General features: G+C 64.5%; 15 protein-coding genes and 1 tRNA gene. 9 read left to right on the top strand and 7 right to left on the bottom strand.

Annotated features, from left to right (window positions below):
• Positions 1-78 precede the first annotated feature (78 nt).
• Both NKF06_RS00080 and glmM read right to left on the bottom strand, forming a co-directional pair.
• Positions 79-1,446: a succinylglutamate desuccinylase/aspartoacylase family protein gene (locus NKF06_RS00080; protein ID WP_253244101.1), complete on the bottom strand. Its 1,368-nt coding sequence runs from the start codon at positions 1,444-1,446 to the stop codon at positions 79-81.
• A 298-nt stretch (positions 1,447-1,744) separates the two neighbouring features.
• Positions 1,745-3,070: a phosphoglucosamine mutase gene (glmM, locus tag NKF06_RS00075; protein WP_253244100.1), complete on the bottom strand. Its 1,326-nt coding sequence runs from the start codon at positions 3,068-3,070 to the stop codon at positions 1,745-1,747.
• Between the two features lie 391 nt (positions 3,071-3,461).
• Here glmM and NKF06_RS00070 point away from each other — a divergent pair, with 391 nt between their 5' ends.
• Together NKF06_RS00070 and NKF06_RS00065 are read left to right on the top strand one after the other, a co-directional pair.
• Entirely contained in the window at positions 3,462-3,692 is a 231-nt protein-coding gene (locus tag NKF06_RS00070) for a helix-turn-helix transcriptional regulator (protein ID WP_082256459.1), read from the top strand.
• 117 nt (positions 3,693-3,809) lie between these two features.
• Positions 3,810-4,835 carry a rhodanese-like domain-containing protein gene (locus tag NKF06_RS00065; protein ID WP_253244099.1) on the top strand — a complete coding sequence of 342 codons (1,026 nt, stop codon included), beginning with the start codon at positions 3,810-3,812 and terminating at the stop codon, positions 4,833-4,835.
• Between the two features lie 246 nt (positions 4,836-5,081).
• Here the strand turns inward: NKF06_RS00065 and NKF06_RS00060 are convergent, their stop codons facing one another.
• Both NKF06_RS00060 and NKF06_RS00055 read right to left on the bottom strand, forming a co-directional pair.
• Positions 5,082-6,071, bottom strand: a complete 990-nt coding sequence (locus NKF06_RS00060; protein ID WP_253244098.1) for a hypothetical protein — start codon at positions 6,069-6,071, stop codon at positions 5,082-5,084.
• A gap of 96 nt (positions 6,072-6,167) precedes the next feature.
• Positions 6,168-6,821: a ribonuclease HI family protein gene (locus NKF06_RS00055; protein ID WP_253244097.1), complete on the bottom strand. Its 654-nt coding sequence runs from the start codon at positions 6,819-6,821 to the stop codon at positions 6,168-6,170.
• Between the two features lie 373 nt (positions 6,822-7,194).
• Here NKF06_RS00055 and NKF06_RS00050 point away from each other — a divergent pair, with 373 nt between their 5' ends.
• Positions 7,195-7,917: a hypothetical protein gene (locus NKF06_RS00050; protein WP_253244096.1), complete on the top strand. Its 723-nt coding sequence runs from the start codon at positions 7,195-7,197 to the stop codon at positions 7,915-7,917.
• A gap of 437 nt (positions 7,918-8,354) precedes the next feature.
• Here the strand turns inward: NKF06_RS00050 and NKF06_RS00045 are convergent.
• Positions 8,355-8,429 (bottom strand) — tRNA-Met (locus NKF06_RS00045).
• A 250-nt stretch (positions 8,430-8,679) separates the two neighbouring features.
• On the opposite strand from NKF06_RS00045, the gene NKF06_RS00040 reads away from it, so the two are divergent.
• The 5 genes from NKF06_RS00040 to NKF06_RS00020 all read left to right on the top strand — a co-directional run bounded on the left by NKF06_RS00040 (position 8,680) and on the right by NKF06_RS00020 (position 12,957).
• Positions 8,680-9,321 carry a hypothetical protein gene (locus NKF06_RS00040; protein WP_058826301.1) on the top strand — a complete coding sequence of 214 codons (642 nt, stop codon included), beginning with the start codon at positions 8,680-8,682 and terminating at the stop codon, positions 9,319-9,321.
• Positions 9,322-9,448: 127 nt separating this feature from the next.
• The gene (locus NKF06_RS00035; RefSeq protein WP_042665517.1) at positions 9,449-10,285 is read left to right on the top strand and encodes a hypothetical protein; all 837 of its coding nucleotides are present in this window, start codon (positions 9,449-9,451) and stop codon (positions 10,283-10,285) included.
• Between the two features lie 108 nt (positions 10,286-10,393).
• On the top strand, positions 10,394-11,146 hold the full coding sequence (locus NKF06_RS00030; RefSeq protein ID WP_253244095.1) for a pirin family protein: 753 nt from the start codon (positions 10,394-10,396) through the stop codon (positions 11,144-11,146).
• Positions 11,147-11,245: 99 nt separating this feature from the next.
• Positions 11,246-12,244 (top strand): ring-cleaving dioxygenase, encoded by a 999-nt coding sequence (locus tag NKF06_RS00025; protein WP_253244094.1) that lies wholly within the window; start codon positions 11,246-11,248, stop codon positions 12,242-12,244.
• On the top strand, positions 12,244-12,957 hold the full coding sequence (locus NKF06_RS00020; RefSeq protein WP_058826285.1) for a dienelactone hydrolase family protein: 714 nt from the start codon (positions 12,244-12,246) through the stop codon (positions 12,955-12,957). The genes NKF06_RS00025 and NKF06_RS00020 overlap by 1 nt, the downstream gene beginning before the upstream one ends.
• A 130-nt stretch (positions 12,958-13,087) precedes the next feature.
• Here NKF06_RS00020 and NKF06_RS00015 read toward each other — a convergent pair whose 3' ends face one another.
• A complete protein-coding gene (locus NKF06_RS00015) occupies positions 13,088-13,672 on the bottom strand; it encodes an FAD-dependent oxidoreductase (RefSeq protein WP_058826284.1) in 585 nt (194 codons plus the stop codon).
• 174 nt (positions 13,673-13,846) lie between these two features.
• Here NKF06_RS00015 and NKF06_RS00010 point away from each other — a divergent pair, with 174 nt between their 5' ends.
• A complete protein-coding gene (locus tag NKF06_RS00010) occupies positions 13,847-14,734 on the top strand; it encodes an EamA family transporter (RefSeq protein WP_253244093.1) in 888 nt (295 codons plus the stop codon).
• A 104-nt stretch (positions 14,735-14,838) separates the two neighbouring features.
• On the opposite strand, the gene NKF06_RS00005 is transcribed toward NKF06_RS00010, so the two are convergent.
• Complete coding sequence (locus tag NKF06_RS00005) at positions 14,839-15,021, bottom strand: hypothetical protein (RefSeq protein ID WP_058826282.1); 183 nt, start codon at positions 15,019-15,021, stop codon at positions 14,839-14,841.
• Between the last annotated feature and the right edge of the window lie 273 nt (positions 15,022-15,294).

Genomic DNA, 15,294 nt, shown 5'->3' with positions numbered 1-15,294 from the left:
GGCGTTATTATACGTGAGATAAGTGGTCGTTGTCGGCGATTTTCGGCGAGTTGGTCGCGTTAGGCGCGCCGTAGTGGTTCACCCGTGGTAGACGCCGTGTTGCCACAGCAGGTCGCGAGCGACGGCGACTTCCCACGTCACGGCGTCTTCGAGGGTCGTCCCTTTGCGGGTCGTCTCGACGATGTAGCCGGGGAGGTGCAGGTCGCCGTACACCTTGTGGACGAACAGCGGTCGCGAACCATCGAGGGAGTTCCCGCAGTCGAAGTCGTAGTACGACGGGTACTCCGAAAGGTCGATGTACTGCTCGTTGACGTAGTCGCAGGCGTTCACCGCGTTCATCGGGGCTGCGCGGGTCGGGAAGACCGCCTGCCCGACTTTCCCGTCGTGCTTGTAGATGCCGCTGGAGCTGTGGAGGTCGACGACGACGTCGGGGTCGTGCGAGACGAGTTCGTCCCAGAGCGCCCGCGCGAGTCGGGACGTGGGCTGCGCCCCCGTGGGGAACTGCCGGTTCAGGTCGCCGTCTTCGGTGTACCGAGCACCGATGCTGATTGCGGGCGCGTTCGCGTGGGGGACGACGACGATCTTGCCGCCGGTCGGGCGGAGATGTCTGATATGGTCCGCCGCGTGGTAGCCCTGGGGTTCTTCGCCGTGGATACCGCCGACGACGAACGCCGTCGGGCCGGGCTTTCCGGAGTCGATGACGTAGACGGGCGTTTCGTAGTTCGTTCCCGAAAGGAGCGAGTGGGTGCGGACTGACCCCGCGTCGACCCGGTCGAGACGGGTCCGAATCCAGCCGAGGATGTCGGAATAGTTGCCGTCCTTGTGGTCTCGAAGCAAGCGAACTCGCGGCACGTCAGCGATGCCGTAGCGGACGGCCTCGTCGGTCGCCGAGCGGACGAGGCTGTCGTAGCGGTCCTCGTAGGCGCGGTTGGCGATTTTCGTGATGTTGCGGACTCCCGCGAGGTCCATGTAGGATTCCAACCGAGCGTGGGTGTACGTCTTGGTCGTGAAGTTCCAGTACATGAACTCGAAGAACTGCCAGAAGTTCTCCGGTTCGACGTCCCAGACGCCGTGAGCGGCGCGGGCGGCGCGGGCTTCGCCCTCGTCGTCGCCGACGAGGTAGGTGTCGATGGCGTCCGGCCTGTACGAGAGGAACCGCAGTTCGAGGTTGAGGTCGCCCGTCTGGACGGACTCGCGGACGATGTCTTCGAGGTTGTGCTGGACGAAGTACTGCGAGGACTCCGACAGGAAGTTCACGTAGACGACGAGCGTCGGGTTCGAATCGTCGGTGCCCATCGTCGGGTAGAGCCTGTCGCGGAGGTACGGCGCGGTCCCGACGACGCCCGGCGAGAACCCCGCAGCGGCGGGTCGAGTTCCGACAGCTCCGAGCAGCGCGAGTCCGCCGGCGGCGGTGAGAAAGGTGCGACGAGTAAATTTCGAGTTCATTGTATCCAATTTCCTGAACGTCATAAAACGGAGAAACTTCGAGCCTTCACATGTCCAGTCTTTTTATATCTGTGTGTACAGTTAACGCACTAAATCTCGGCGATTTGTAGGTGTGTCACACTCTCTGACGGTCAAATTTAGATATTCCTCGACTCCACGCGGGGACGAGAACGAGATTCACCGAGTCTACGCGTCCGCAACGCCGTTCGATTGGCCAACAGTCCGGCGGTGTCACTCGGTGGTGAACCCCGCGGGACGCTCGAATCTCCACCCTCCTTCAACGAGGATTATCCCCGATTCAGGCGCGAACGGTGTCGGTGCGAGACTCGACGAGTGCCAGCGCCTCGTCGAACAGTCGGTCAGTCGCCGCTTCGGACCGGCCCTCGGCGGTGACCCGCACGAGCGGTTGTGTTCCGCTCGCCCGGACAAGGAACCACCCGTCGTCGGTCTCGACACGGAGTCCGTCGCGGTCATCGATGTCGTCGTACTCCTCGCGCACCGTCGCTTCGACGCGTTCGAGGACGCCCGCTTTGTCGGTCGTCTCGACGCTCTCGCGGCGAAGCGGGTAGGCGTCGATATCGTCCACAAGGTCGGCTAGCGGGCCGCGCCGCGAGACGAACTCGACGAGTTTGCACGCCGCGAGCGGGCCGTCGGGACAGGGCGTCTCGTCGGCCCAAATCCACGCCCCGGAGGGCTCGCCACCGAAGACGACGCCCGGTTCGGCACACCTCTCGGCGACGAACACGTCGCCCACGCGCGTCCGGACTACGTCTGCGCCGACGGTCGCGACCGCGTCGTCGACGGCGAGGCTCGTGTTCACCGGAACCGCGATTCGGTCGCCCTCTGACGCGGCCTCGCGCCCGAACAGGGCGAGGAGCGCGTCGCCGTCGACGAAGTTTCCGTCGCCGTCGACGGCCATCATCCGGTCTGCGTCCCCGTCGTGGGCGACGCCGAGGTCCGCCTCGGTCGCGGCGACGTGGGACTTGAGCCCGCGAAGCGTCTCGTCGGTCGGTTCGCTCGGACGGGCGGGGAACCGACCGTCGCGTTGGCCGTTGAGCGTCGACACCGTACAGCCGAGCTCCGAGAGCGCGTCCGCCGTGAGCCGCCCCGTCCCGTTCCCGATGTCGACGACGACCGAGAGGTTGTCTTCGAGGTCGACGCTCGATTTGAGCGCGTCGCGGTGGCGGTTTTCGATACTTCGGTCTCGCTCGGTTCCGACGCCGTCCCACGCGGCGAGTTCGTAGTCCTCGTCTTCGATACGTCGCTCGATGGCGGCGCGCTGGGCCGAATCGAACGCCCGGCCGGACGCAGTCCAGAGCTTCACGCCGTTGTCGGTCGGCGGGTTGTGCGAGGCGGTGACGACGGCACCGGCGTCGGCGTCGAACCACTCGACGGCGCGGGCGATAGACGGTGTCGGCCGGGTTCCGAGTCGGAGTACGTCGATTCCGCACTCCAGAATCCCGGCGACGAGTGCGTGTTCGAGCATCGTTCCGCTTTCGCGCGCGTCGCGGCCGACGACGACGCGTCCGGAGACCTCGCTACCGAGCGCCCTTCCGATACAGAGCGCCACTTCCGCCGTCACGTCTTCGCCGACGGCACCGCGAACGCCGCTCGTTCCAAACATACTCTGCACGTGGTCGGCGGGGTTCCTTACTATGGGATGAGTAAGGAACCGCTGGGTCGGGGCGTTCGCTCCCGGATGGGCGCAGTTAGCGGGCCGGTCATCGCCTGGCGTCCGCTGGTCGGCAGTCGCGGAACGATGGCGCGCTCGTCCGGGTGTGCGTGATTTCGTGCGTTCGAGCGGTCGGGGCGACCCCGATTTATGATGTGTCTATTCACTCAGTCGTCGTCGGTTCTGAGAGCAAACTCCGAGAAACGACCGTTCCACCCGTTCTAGGGGTTCTTTAGTACCACAACTATCTCCGAAGTTCATGTAGGGTGCGTCCGTGGCATCCCCTATGTGCGTACACGAATTAACCGCGATTCAACGCGATTTGCTGTTCGTTGTGCGAGGAATGAGCGACTCCTCGGGACAGACTATCAAGACCGAACTCGAAAAGACGCAGGGGCGCGACCTGCTCACGGGCCGCGTGTACACGAACCTGAACGAACTCGTCGACAAGGACCTCGTCAACAAAGGGAGCAAGAACGGACGGACCAACGAGTACTCACTCACTGACGAGGGCCGCGAAGCGGTCGAGACGCGTCGTCGCTGGGAGAAACGGTATCTCAAGCAGACCGCGTGACCGGCGGTTTAGCGGCTCGATACGTTCGTCGCTCGTAGTCCGTCTTTCCACGCGAGTACGGGCGTACAGCGCTTACTCTGTATATAATAAACCACTACTGCTCAGTACGGATGGGTGATGACAGAACGACAGTCGAGCCGCAGACGGTTCCTCCAGTTGACCGGTGCAGCGACGATTGCCGGGCTCGCGGGCTGTTCGAGCGGGTCCCCCGAAGGGACGACGTCCACGTCGACCCAGACGACCACCGCCAACGCGACGCAGACGACGACGCAAACGACGACGGCCGCGCCGGAGAATCAGATGCGAGGCCCGCGCGAGGGCGACGACCTGCCGACCGATTCCAAGCCCTCGGACGGCTACCCGCCGGAGTTCGACACCGTGCCGGAAGAGCGGTCCATCGACACGAGTTCGTACGACACGCTCACGCGAGAGGTGCACGACGTGACCGTCGAAGTCCCGCTCGTCCCCATCGAGGACGCGTACTACTGGTACGCGCGCGGGGAGGCGCGCTTCGTCGACGCCCGCAGCGAGACCGGATACGATGTCTCCCACATCTTCGGATCCGTTCTCAGCCCCGCACCGGACGGTCGGACGCTCGACCCCACGGACGACTGGAACGAGGCGGACCGCGTGGTGACCTACTGCCACTGCCCGCACCACCTGTCGTCGCTCCGGGCGGCGATGCTGCTCGCAACCGGCTTCGAGAACGTGTACGCAATCGACGAAGGCTTCCAGGCGTGGCTCGACCGCAACTACCCGCTCGCGGGGTCCGATACGAACCGGGATTACACGGTTCGCACCATCGAAGGCGAGACGAGTCGGCTCGACGCCGGCGAGACGGCGTGGGCGTTCCACCCCCAGACCGACCAGGTCGAAGCGACCGAAATCGGGTCCGACGGCTCGTACGCGCTCGAACTGAAGTTCGTGCAGGTCGACGCCCAGAGCACGATTCAGGTCGAGACGCCGAGCTACGCTATCCAGGCCCCGCTGGGCGAACTGACGAGCGGAACCGTCACGGCCGATACGGGTGAGCCGGCCGAGCAGACGAAGACGACCACAAACTCCACGAACGGGACGACCAACAGCACGGGAACGAACGATACCGCGACGAACGACTCGTTCTCGCTGAACTGGCGCATCTGACCGGTCACCCGTCGAGAGAAGACCGAACACCGACCCCTCGATAATTCTGTGAGTCCCGATTTCGAGTGAGAGGCGAGAAGTATTTGATAATTGTCTGTTTTTGTTGTGTCGTTGTCGGTGTCAGACAACGAGGGTTAGTAATTTGTCGGCCAATTCGCGCGATCAACAAATAAACTTCATATCGCTATATAAAATTGAATGTCGAGGCCAACGCCAGTTCGGCTCGAGTCGGTGGGCAGAAACGCGTCACTCGGACGTGAATCTGAGCCCGTACGTGAAGTAGCGCTCGTCGTACAGGAGGAACCGACGCTCCGACCCCGTCTCGACGCCCGCGTCTTTCTCGACGTTGCCATCGAGATACGACCAGTGGCCGAGTCGCTTCAGTAGCGATGCGAACGCGGTGGAGTACGGGTACGACTCGCGGTAGGACTCCACCGTCGCTTCCCGGAGAATTTCCCGCTCCGCTTGCGAGAGGTCCGCCCGCGTCACTCGCGCGTCGAGTAGTGACGCTCGAAGAACCGTCTCGACTTCGGACGCCGAGTCGGCGACCGGGTCGACGTCGGCTCGGTAGACCGCTTCGTGAAACGTCTCTCGTGTGACTTCGACTTCGTAGACTGCGTCTCGATACTCGACGTGGGACGGACCGGCTTCTTCGAGGAGGTCACTTGCCCCCGCTGCATCGTCGTCTCGGTACACGTAGCCGTCGCGCTGGACGAGCCCGCGCGGAACACCACCAGCGTTACCTCGCGCCCGTGCGGCAAAATACGCGATTCGCACCGCTCGTTGGTCGGCCTCGGGGAGCGACGAGTGTGCGACGTGGTCTGGGACGGTTTTGAGTTCGTCGGGGCGGCCGACTTCAAACAGCCGGAGCACTGGGTGGGTGACGGTCTCCTCGCCGACGACGAGTGAATCGAGGTGGTAGTACGTCCCGTTTCGTCGCGCGTAGGTCGGGGTGTCGTCCCCTCGAGCGAGGAACGGCGTGTGATGTTGGGTCGTGTATTCCTCGCCGTCGAGGGTGATGTTGAATGCCGTTTCGTCCCACGGCGGCCGCGTCTCGGTCAGGTCGACGACGTACCGCTCGCGGAGCGGCCCGTCGAGCGGGGACAGCGACAGGACGAGTTGTCGAGCGTCGGTCTCTGACTCTGGTCTGAGTTGCGAACAGCCGCTAAACGTCGCCGTCAGCAACGCGCCGCCGGTCGCTAAGAGTCCTCGCCGCGTGGTTGTTTCGGAGGGCACGACTAGCCACCTCTGTCCGGACTGTCAAAATCGTTCTTTTTTGAAAGGAACTCTGGCGGTCAACGACCCGCTCAAGGACAACTGGTTGTGTCGTCGCTATCCGGGCCCCAACGCCGCGATGTCGGCACCAACCGTCGCCAGCGCGTCGGCGGGGTTCGGGTCGCTGTCGGCCAGGTGCGTGTAGCGGTGGTTCGGAACGCTCGCTAGTGCCGCGGCGATGGCCTCGCTGTACGCGTCGACTCCCGGCTCCGTCGGGTCGTCACCGCCCCATACGTCTCGGATGACGGTCATCGAGTCGATTCGCACTTCGAGGTGGTGCGGCTCGTAGCGCGCCAGCAGTTCGGAAAGCCCGAGTTGGAGCGCGACGTACTCGGCAGTGTTGTTCCCCGCCCGGGAGCCGACGGGACGGCCGAGTCGGGCGAGCTGGGTCTCTCCCGAGTCCATGATGACCGCGCCCGCACCCGCCGGGCCGGGGTTGCCGCGCGAACTGCCGTCGACGTACAGGATGAACGAGTCGTCGGTCGGCTCAGAAACGGGTGGTTGAGCGAGCTCCGACGCCAGCAGTTCATCGAGCGCGCGCCGCAACCCGCCCGGGGTCGTCGTGGGGTCGAACAGGCCGCCGTAACCGGGCACGGCGTCGTCGATGGCGTCGGTGGCGGCGGCCATCTCGTAACCGACCCCTGCAAGCACCTCGTCGACGAGCGTGGCGAGCGGCGAGAGGTATTCGGAAGGGAGCGACTTCTCGGTCACGCCACCGGGACCTCCGTTCGGCCTCTGTTCCGAGCCGTCACAGCCTCGCTCTCGGACGCCCTCGTCGGTTCGTCCAACAACTGCATACCTGTTCTCAGTCGTCGAGCGGGATAATCCCTTCAGGTGTACTGGCGAGTCAGTCGGCTCGGGAGAGCTCGACGGCGAAGGCGCTCTGTGGGTGCTCGGAACGCGGCACACGGTGTGCAAGGTGTGCCAGCGCGCACACCCAAGACTATCCGTCTCGTAGTGGAACGAATCACTCATGCAACCGTATCCATCGACGCCTCATCTCGAAGATGCCCCAGATGAGTTGCTGTCGAGCGGTCACCTGTGGCTCCGTGAGTACGTCGCTGGTCCTCGGTTACGGTTTCAGATGAAACCGTCGGGGCGTCTACTGTTCGGCGACCGAGACCGAGTCTTCGATGACGTGCCTCCGCCGTACGAATACGCCGTTCGGCACGTTCGAGAGCAGTTCGACCGCGACGCGTTCCACGACGCGGTTGACGAGCCGGGAGCGTACGTCTTCTTCGGTGTGGCACCGTGCAATGTCGGTATCGACTACGACTGGGAGCGACTCCCGGCAGTTCTCGGCTGGACCATCTGGAACGGGACCAAAGAGCGGCTGTTCCCCATCGACAAAGCCGAGCAGGTGTTCGAACGGCTGGGTCTGACACCGGTGAACACCTTCCAGAAGGAACTGCACGTCCGAGATTTCCACCCGGAGCGACTCGACATCCCCGAATCCGCGTGGTACGCCGGACCCGCCGCAGGTGTCGTCATCGAGAACCGGCGTGGCGGATGCGCGCTCATCGAAGGCCCCGTCCTCGACGAGATGGACGACCACGAGCCGATACGAGGCGAGCCAGCGGAACTCGCCGACGAGTTCGTCACCGACGCGCGAGTCGGTCGCGCTATCAAAGCCGTCGAAACGTCCCAAAAGACACCCACAACCGCCGAGATTCACGCACGCGTGTTCGAGATGATCGTCCGAGAGGAGTACGCCCGACTCGACTCCGGTCGAGTCGATTGGAAGGCGTTGCGGTCGGCAGTTGGGTCGGTCGTCTCCGAGAAACACGGTAAGTTGGCCGACAACTGAGTTGCCAGTCTCTTCGTTCCGAACCCGGTCTTCTCTTGATGGTCGGGGAGAGCGGACCTCACTCGGAACATGAGGTGTTGCTCACCGGTTCGACTGACTGATTATGAAGCCGACCTCGTGGGTCGCGCCGAGCCGAGACTCGGCGCTCAGGAGTTGAGGTCGGCAAAACCATAGCGGGAGGTAGATTTGAACGACGCGACTCTCGCTTCGCTCGGATCTCTGGTTCAAACTACCTGTTGCGATTGCCACGTAAAACGGGCCGCCGCAGCGCGATAAACCGCGCTGCTTGGGGTGTCGTTTTCAGGAGAATAACGGGAGGTAGATTTGAACCCCGGTCGCTGACGCTCCCCGGTTCAAATCTACTGAGCTATGAGGCCGACCTCGTGGGTCGCGCCGAGCCGAGACTCGGCGCTCAGGAGTTGAGGTCGGCAAAACCATAGCGGGAGGTAGATTTGAACTACCGATCTCCGGGTTATGAGCCCGGCGGAATCTCCTGGCTATCCCATCCCGCTACTACATCGAACTCGGTTGCTAGTGGTAAGACTTCTGCTTCGGACCCAGATTGTCAACCTAGTTTAATTTAGGTACCAGTACCTTCGGTCGGCCTCGGTCCGTCTCACTCGGTCTTTTCGGGCCCGAACCCGAGGCGTGGCGGTCGCACCGCGACTCGTTGCAAGAGAGGTATATGCCCGCCGATTTTGAAGGACGCTAACGGTGACACACTCTGACGAAAACGAGGCCGTCGTAACGTGGACCGCGGGGATGGCCGGTCTCCGGGAACTCCCGAAGCGAATCGCGTTCAACGGCGTCGATTTCGGCCGCGTGTTGTGGTGGAGCGTGTTCGCCGTCGCCCCCGTCGCGTTACTGATTTTCGGGGCGCTCGCCGGTGACAGCGGTCCGTTCGTGTACAGTATGTACTGCGCGGTGGTACTGACGGCAGTCCTCCAGAGTTCGGAACGGTTCATCGGCATGCGCGTCGCGGTCGACGGCGACGACGGCGAACTCGAAAGCACTTACCACATGGGCGACCCCTCGCTGTTTCGGAGCGACGAGGACGTGACGACCTCGCTTTCGGATGTCGAAACTGCCCGATTCGTGACCTTCGGCGACCAGACTGCAGTCCGGCTGTACTACGGGAAGTCGTTCGTCAACAAGCCCACCATGTTTCTGGTTCCGGACGAGGTCGACTCCCAGTTCCGCGAAACACTCCGACGACACGACGTTTCGATGTCCGCGGATTCGACGCCGAAATCGGCCGATTGGGTGTGGGTTCGGTTCGTCGTGACCGCTCTCGTATTGGGTGCGATCCCGCTCGGCACCGTCTTCGTCTGGCCCGCCGGTTCGGTCCCCTTCCTGCTCGCCGTGTTCGGCCACGCCGCGTTCGTACTGCGGCAGGGGTGGTGACGACGACTGCCACCGCAGTACAGCCACAACATGTTTATCCGCCAATGGTTTTGTCGGTGATGATGCCCTCCGAGTCGTCTCCTGTCTCACCACGGTCGAACCGTCTGCAACACGAACGGGCGTCGTGATGCCGGGGTTCCTGACCCGCATCGCCGACGGCTGGGACCGCGCAGTCAACGACCCGCGTCTCGCCGTGATTCCCATCCTGTTCGGGATTCTCAACGAAGACAAGATATCGAACGTGCTCACGCACGATGGCGTGTACTTCGGAGTCACCTTCGGGACGCCGTTTTCGGTCGGCTCAGTGTGGGAGTTCGTTGCCGCACCCAACAGCGGAGTCAATCTCTCCCCCGGCGTTCCGGTCGGCACAGGGTCGCGACTGGTCGTCCTCGGAGTGGTTGCCATCGTCGTGAAATCGCTCCTCGCGGCGGGCTACTTCGGAAGCCTCGCCGACCAGTTGAAACGCGGCGAGTTCGAGTTCTTCGGGAACGTCCGGGCGTACGCGGTTCCGTTTCTGGTCTTGACCGCGGTGCCGTCCCTCGCCGTCTTCGGCGGTGCGCTCGCGCTCTTCGAGAGCGTACGCAACCCCGGTTCGGAGTTGGTTCTGCTCGTCGTGCTCTCTGTCGTCGCGTACTTCGTTGTGGGGTACTTCGTCTACGCGACGCCGTATCTGATTGTCCTCCGAGACGCTGGACTGTCGGACGCGCTTCGGGCGTCCGTCTCGTTCGCCGTCGACGGCGGGGAGTACTTCAGATATTTCATCAAATACGGGGCGTTGGTGCTCGCCATCTCCGTCTTTGCGACGGTGTTCGTCGTCAACGTGCCGGGTATCGGCCTGCTGGTCGGCGTCATCGGTGGCGGACTGTTGGGACTCGCGCTGAACGCCGCGACGATGCGGTTCGTCGCGGACATCGACTCCCAGTCGCCCTCGCTCGGGTCGTGGGACGACGAGGCGACGGCGTGAACACGGCGTGAGCGGACACCCGAAACGTGCCCCGGTGACACCGACGTCACCTGCTTTCGGTCACGTCGCCGAGAAGGTATATAGATTCGACGCGTAGGTGCGCACGTAATGAAAGTCGGCTCCGAGACGAAGCTCTACAAGGCGGAGCGCACCGACGTCTCCCAGAATCAGGGGAAGTTCCGGACCTACTTCAACTTCCCCGGCCGCGCCCTCCCGGACCACGCGGACCACGGCTACGGCCCGCTCGCGACCATCGTCGAGTCGTTCATGGACCCAGACACCCACATCGCGATGCATCCCCACCGCGACGAGGAAATCATCTCGTGGGTGCCCGCCGGCGTGATGCGCCACGGCGACCAGGACGGCAACGACCTCATCACTGACGCCGACCACCTGATGGTGATGAACGCGGGCGAGACGTTCTGGCACGAGGAGTTCACCCGCGCGGACGACCCGCCGCTGCGGATGCTCCAGATGTTCGTCCGACCTCACAGCCTCGGGCTGGAGCCGAACATCCAACACGAACCCATCGACGCCCCCGTCGAAGGCGAGTGGCGACACCTGTTCGGCCCCGAGGGCTCCGACGCGCCGCTTTTCGTCCGCAACGAAGTCGACCTCTTCGACCTCCGCCTCGACGCCGGGTCGAGCGCAGACCTCCCCGAAATCGAGGGGCGAGACGCGTACTTCTACGTGTTCGACGGCGCGGTCGAGGCCGCGGGGACGCGCTTCGGGAAGACCGAAAGCGGCCTGCTCGTCGACGACGCCGGGGTCACGCTCACCGCCGAGGAGGACGCCACTGTGGTCGCGTTCCTGATAGACCCCGACGCGCCCGTCACCCGGCAGGGAACTATCGGTCGCTGACGCGGCATTGTCCCCACCGAAACGTCACCGCCGCACCAACACGCCACCATCACCCACTACCCCTACCCGCCCATCCACCGAGACACCACACCCAACTCGATGCTCACAGACACCGCCGGAATCCACCACATCACGGGAATCGTCCGCGACGCGCAGGCGAACGTCGACTTCTACGCGACAACGCTCGGCCTGCGTCTCGTCAAGCAGACGGTGAACTTCAACGAGAAGTTCACGCGTCACCTGTTTTACGGCGACGAGACCGGGTCGCCCGGAACGGCCCTGACGTTCTTCCCGTACCCCGCCGAGGAACCCGGACGCCCCGGTACGCCGCAGATTCGGACCGCATCACTGGTGATTCCGCCGGACGCCGTCGACTACTGGGCCGACCGCCTCGCCAGCCGCGGCGTCGAAGTCAACGGCCCGTTCGAGCGGTTCGACGAGACGGTCATCCGGTTTTCCGACCCCGACGGCACCGACCTCGAACTCGTCACCGGCGAGTCGTCGGTCGAACCGTGGGCCGACGGTCCGGTCCCCGCCGAGCGCGCGATTCACGGCATCCACGGCGTCACGCTCCACTCGACGAACCCCTTCGTGACCGCAAGCGTGCTCGATACGCTCGGGTTCGACCTCGTCGCACAGGAGGGCGACCGCGTCCGCTACCGAGCGCCGGGCGACCGGGCGGCCGTCGTGGACCTCCTCGACAGAGACGGCGAGTTCGGCCGTGAGGGTGCGGGGAGCATTCACCACGTCGCGGTCCGCGTCGAGGACGAGGCCCAGTTGTACGAGTGGCACGACCTGTTCCGCGAGCGCGGCTACGACGTGTCGCGGGTGAAAGACAGACACGTGTTCCACTCGCTGTACGTCCGCGAACCGGGCGGTATCCTGTTCGAACTCGCGACCGACGGCCCCGGACTCACGTTCGACGTCGACCCGGAGGCGCTCGGCCAGTCGTTGTACCTCCCGCCGTGGCTGGAGGAGGACCGCGAGATGATAGAAAGCCAACTGCGCCCGCTCGACCTGCCGGGAAACCGCGGAGATGAGGGAAGAGACGCGGATGTCGAAGCCGACGAAGGCAACGGAACCGACGGGTCGAACTGATGTCCCCCCGCCCAACAGCGCCCCGGTCCGCGACCGACCCTCACGAGGGCCAGGAGATTGCGACGGCCGGAGCACCCCCGCAGGTCGCCGACGCGGCGGTCGTCATGCTCCACGGCCGCGGGTCGAAGGCGCGGCACGTCCTCACCCTCGTCGACGAGTTCCTCCACCGGGGCGTGATGTACCTCGCGCCGCAGGCTGCCGGCAGTTCGTGGTATCCGGCCCCGGCCACCAGCCCCACCGAGCGAAACGAGCCGTGGCTCTCCTCCGCGCTCGGAAGGGTGTCGGCCGCGCTCGACATCGCCGCCGATGCCGGGATTCCGCCCGAACGAGTCGTCTTCTTCGGGTTCTCGCAGGGGGCGTGTCTCGCCGCCGAGTTCGCGGTTCGGAACCCCCGCCGGTACGGCGGTCTCGTCGCCCTCTCGGGAAGCCTCCTCGGACCCGACCTCGCGAGTCGGACCGGCGGCTACGGCGGCAGCGACAACGATGTCGACCACGACGGTCACGTCGGCGACGCCGACTTCGACGGCACGCCGGTTTTCTTCGGGAGCGGCCGCGACGACACCCGCGTCGAAGCCGACCGAGTCGAGGCGTCGGCCCGAGTCTTCTCGACGCTCGGGGCCGACGCGACGAGTCGATTGTACGAGGGACTGGGCCACGCCATCAACGACGACGAAATCCGAGTCATCGACTCGTTCATCGAGCGACTCAGCTGAGGCGTGATGCGGTCGTTTTCACGAGTCACGGGACGGTAGCCGCGCAGCTACGCGGTGGTCGTGCCGTCGAAGAAAAACGGAGTGAAGGTAGCGAGGAGACCTAGTCGGCCGGGCCGACCGGGTTCGCCGATTAGACCTCGTCGATGAGGGAGCCGTAGACGGACTCGGCGTCGGCGGGCACGTCGAAGTCGTGGTAGTGTTCGCCCTTCTCGTTCGAGAGGATGTTGAGGGCGGCGGCCGCGCCGTCGCCGGCGGAGATGACGGCCTGCCACTCCTCGGCGCGGACCATCGCACCCGTCGCGTAGGCACCCTCGACGCTCGTCTCCATCGTCACGTCCACGTCGACGATTTCGTCGTCGAACGCGCAGCCGAGCGACTCCGCGAGATCGCGGTTCGCACCCGTGGCGAGCACGACGTAGTCAGACTCGTACTCGTCGTCGTCGGTCGTGACAACGAAGCCGTCGTCTCCCTCGCTCACGTCAGTGACTTCCTCGCCCTGGTGGCGCTTCGCGTCGAAGTGGTCGACCTGCGTGCGGAGCGTCTCCATGTAGTCCGTGCCGTCGATGGAGCCGATTCCGGGGTAGTTGAACAGATGCGCCTTGTGCATCCACGTCTTGTCCGTGTCGAACACCGTCGTGGAGAGCCCGTTCTTCGCGGCGAAGAGGGCGGTTGTCAGACCAGCGGGACCGCCGCCGATGACGATTACGTCTGCCATGTTCCATGGACTAGCGTACTCGATAAAGAACCCCAGTAAAGCGGTTATTTTGTAGTACTCTCGATTACGTGCCGACGTAGGATGGGGTTTGTAGCGCGCCCGCGAGGGGTCGCCCCGCCGCAGTCGATTCCGGATTCCCCTCACTCTTAGTGCCGCGGTTCGTGTGCCCCCGCCATGGGCCGCGACCGACTCTTCGCCGCCGCCCCGCTCCTCGCGGCGGCTATCTGGGGCGGGATGTACGTCGTCAGTAAGTGGGGGTTCCGGTCGATACCGCCGCTGACGCTCGCCTTCCTGCGCGTCGCTCTTGGTGCCGGCGTGCTCTACGTCGCCGTGCGAGCGACCACTCCGTCCCGGTCGTTCGACCGTGGCGAGTGGCGACGGTTCGCCGCGCTCGCAGGGTGGCTGACCGCGGCGCTTTCGACCCAGTTCGTGGGGACCGACCTGACGAACGCGAGTCAGGGCTCGTTGCTGACCGTCCTGACGCCGGTGTTCATGCTCGCGTTGGGTGTGACGGCCCTCGACGAGCGCCTCACGCGCCGGAAGTCGGTCGGGACGGCGCTGGCGACGGTCGGCACGCTCGTCGTCCTCTCGGGGCAGTACGACGCGGCCGCGTTCGCCGGCGGGAGCGTCTCCGGCGTCGCGTTGCTCCTGTTTTCGGCGCTCTGTTTCGCCGCGTTTTCGGTGTTCGCAAAGCCGCTCATCCGACGGTATTCGGCGCTCGAAACCGCGACGTACGCGACGGTGCTGTCGGTGCCGCTGTTCGGCGCGCTCGTCCCCGTGGAGTTCGTTCTCAATCCGGCAGCGTTCGACTCGATTTCGCTCTCACTACCGGTCGTGGGCGCGGTTCTCTACCTCGGACTGCTGAGCACTGCGGCCGCGTGGTACTGTTGGTACAAAGGCATGGAGTACGCGGACGCGAGCGCCGTCGGCGTCTTCTTCTTCGCCCAACCGGTCGTCGGAATCCTGCTCGGTGCCGTCTTCCTGCGCGAACCGGTCGGCCTCGAACTCCTCAGCGGGGGCGCGGTCCTCGCCGTCGGGGTCCTTCTCGTGAACACGGACTAACAGAGGTAACTCGTCCCGTCGGACGGGCTCGGTACCGGCCGGTTCGACGGCCGGATTGACGACCCGCGGGACGCCCGCCGCCCAGTTCGTCTACTCGTGCGGCGTTACTCGTCGAACTGCGACTCGGCGAACGAGACGGCGAACTGGTCGCGCATCTCGCGACGGAGCATCTCACTCATCACCTCGTAAACGACCGGTTGCGGATACTCCTCCAGTAGTGCGGCGAGTTCGACGGCGCAGTCGGATTTCAGGGCGGCGAATTCGGCAGTCCACGGCGGGTTGCTCATCACCCGCACATCCCGTTCCACGTAGTTATGAATTCTGATTGAAACAAAGTACCATAATCGACAGCCTCAGACCCGTCACTCGCCGAAAAATGTGGTCGACGTTCGGTAGAAGGTGCCGGTCTGGCGGGGCGAAATCGCCCCACGGATGCCCTCAATCGAGCACCCTCTCACGGTAACCTGTGGTGGTCGCGCGGTGGTTCGTCTGCGCTACGCTACGTTACTCGAAGAGTTCGACGGCCTGGTCGTAGCGGGCGGCGGGCTCGTCCCAGTCGA

The organism is Haloferax sp. AB510, assembly GCF_024136985.1.
GTDB lineage: Archaea > Halobacteriota > Halobacteria > Halobacteriales > Haloferacaceae > Haloferax.
Note: the sequence above shows the minus strand (reverse complement) of the source record. Positions and strands in the feature narration are given on the sequence as shown.

Excerpts from the sequence above, each read along its gene's own strand:
- NKF06_RS00080 (WP_253244101.1), bottom strand. The coding sequence starts at position 1,446 with ATGAACTCGAAATTTACTCGTCGCACCTTTCTCACCGCCGCCGGCGGA.
- glmM (WP_253244100.1), bottom strand. The coding sequence starts at position 3,070 with ATGTTTGGAACGAGCGGCGTTCGCGGTGCCGTCGGCGAAGACGTGACG.
- NKF06_RS00070 (WP_082256459.1), top strand. The coding sequence starts at position 3,462 with ATGAGCGACTCCTCGGGACAGACTATCAAGACCGAACTCGAAAAGACG.
- NKF06_RS00065 (WP_253244099.1), top strand. The coding sequence starts at position 3,810 with ATGACAGAACGACAGTCGAGCCGCAGACGGTTCCTCCAGTTGACCGGT.
- NKF06_RS00050 (WP_253244096.1), top strand. The coding sequence starts at position 7,195 with ATGAAACCGTCGGGGCGTCTACTGTTCGGCGACCGAGACCGAGTCTTC.
- NKF06_RS00040 (WP_058826301.1), top strand. The coding sequence starts at position 8,680 with ATGGCCGGTCTCCGGGAACTCCCGAAGCGAATCGCGTTCAACGGCGTC.
- NKF06_RS00035 (WP_042665517.1), top strand. The coding sequence starts at position 9,449 with ATGCCGGGGTTCCTGACCCGCATCGCCGACGGCTGGGACCGCGCAGTC.
- NKF06_RS00030 (WP_253244095.1), top strand. The coding sequence starts at position 10,394 with ATGAAAGTCGGCTCCGAGACGAAGCTCTACAAGGCGGAGCGCACCGAC.
- NKF06_RS00025 (WP_253244094.1), top strand. The coding sequence starts at position 11,246 with ATGCTCACAGACACCGCCGGAATCCACCACATCACGGGAATCGTCCGC.
- NKF06_RS00020 (WP_058826285.1), top strand. The coding sequence starts at position 12,244 with ATGTCCCCCCGCCCAACAGCGCCCCGGTCCGCGACCGACCCTCACGAG.
- NKF06_RS00015 (WP_058826284.1), bottom strand. The coding sequence starts at position 13,672 with ATGGCAGACGTAATCGTCATCGGCGGCGGTCCCGCTGGTCTGACAACC.
- NKF06_RS00010 (WP_253244093.1), top strand. The coding sequence starts at position 13,847 with ATGGGCCGCGACCGACTCTTCGCCGCCGCCCCGCTCCTCGCGGCGGCT.
- NKF06_RS00005 (WP_058826282.1), bottom strand. The coding sequence starts at position 15,021 with ATGAGCAACCCGCCGTGGACTGCCGAATTCGCCGCCCTGAAATCCGAC.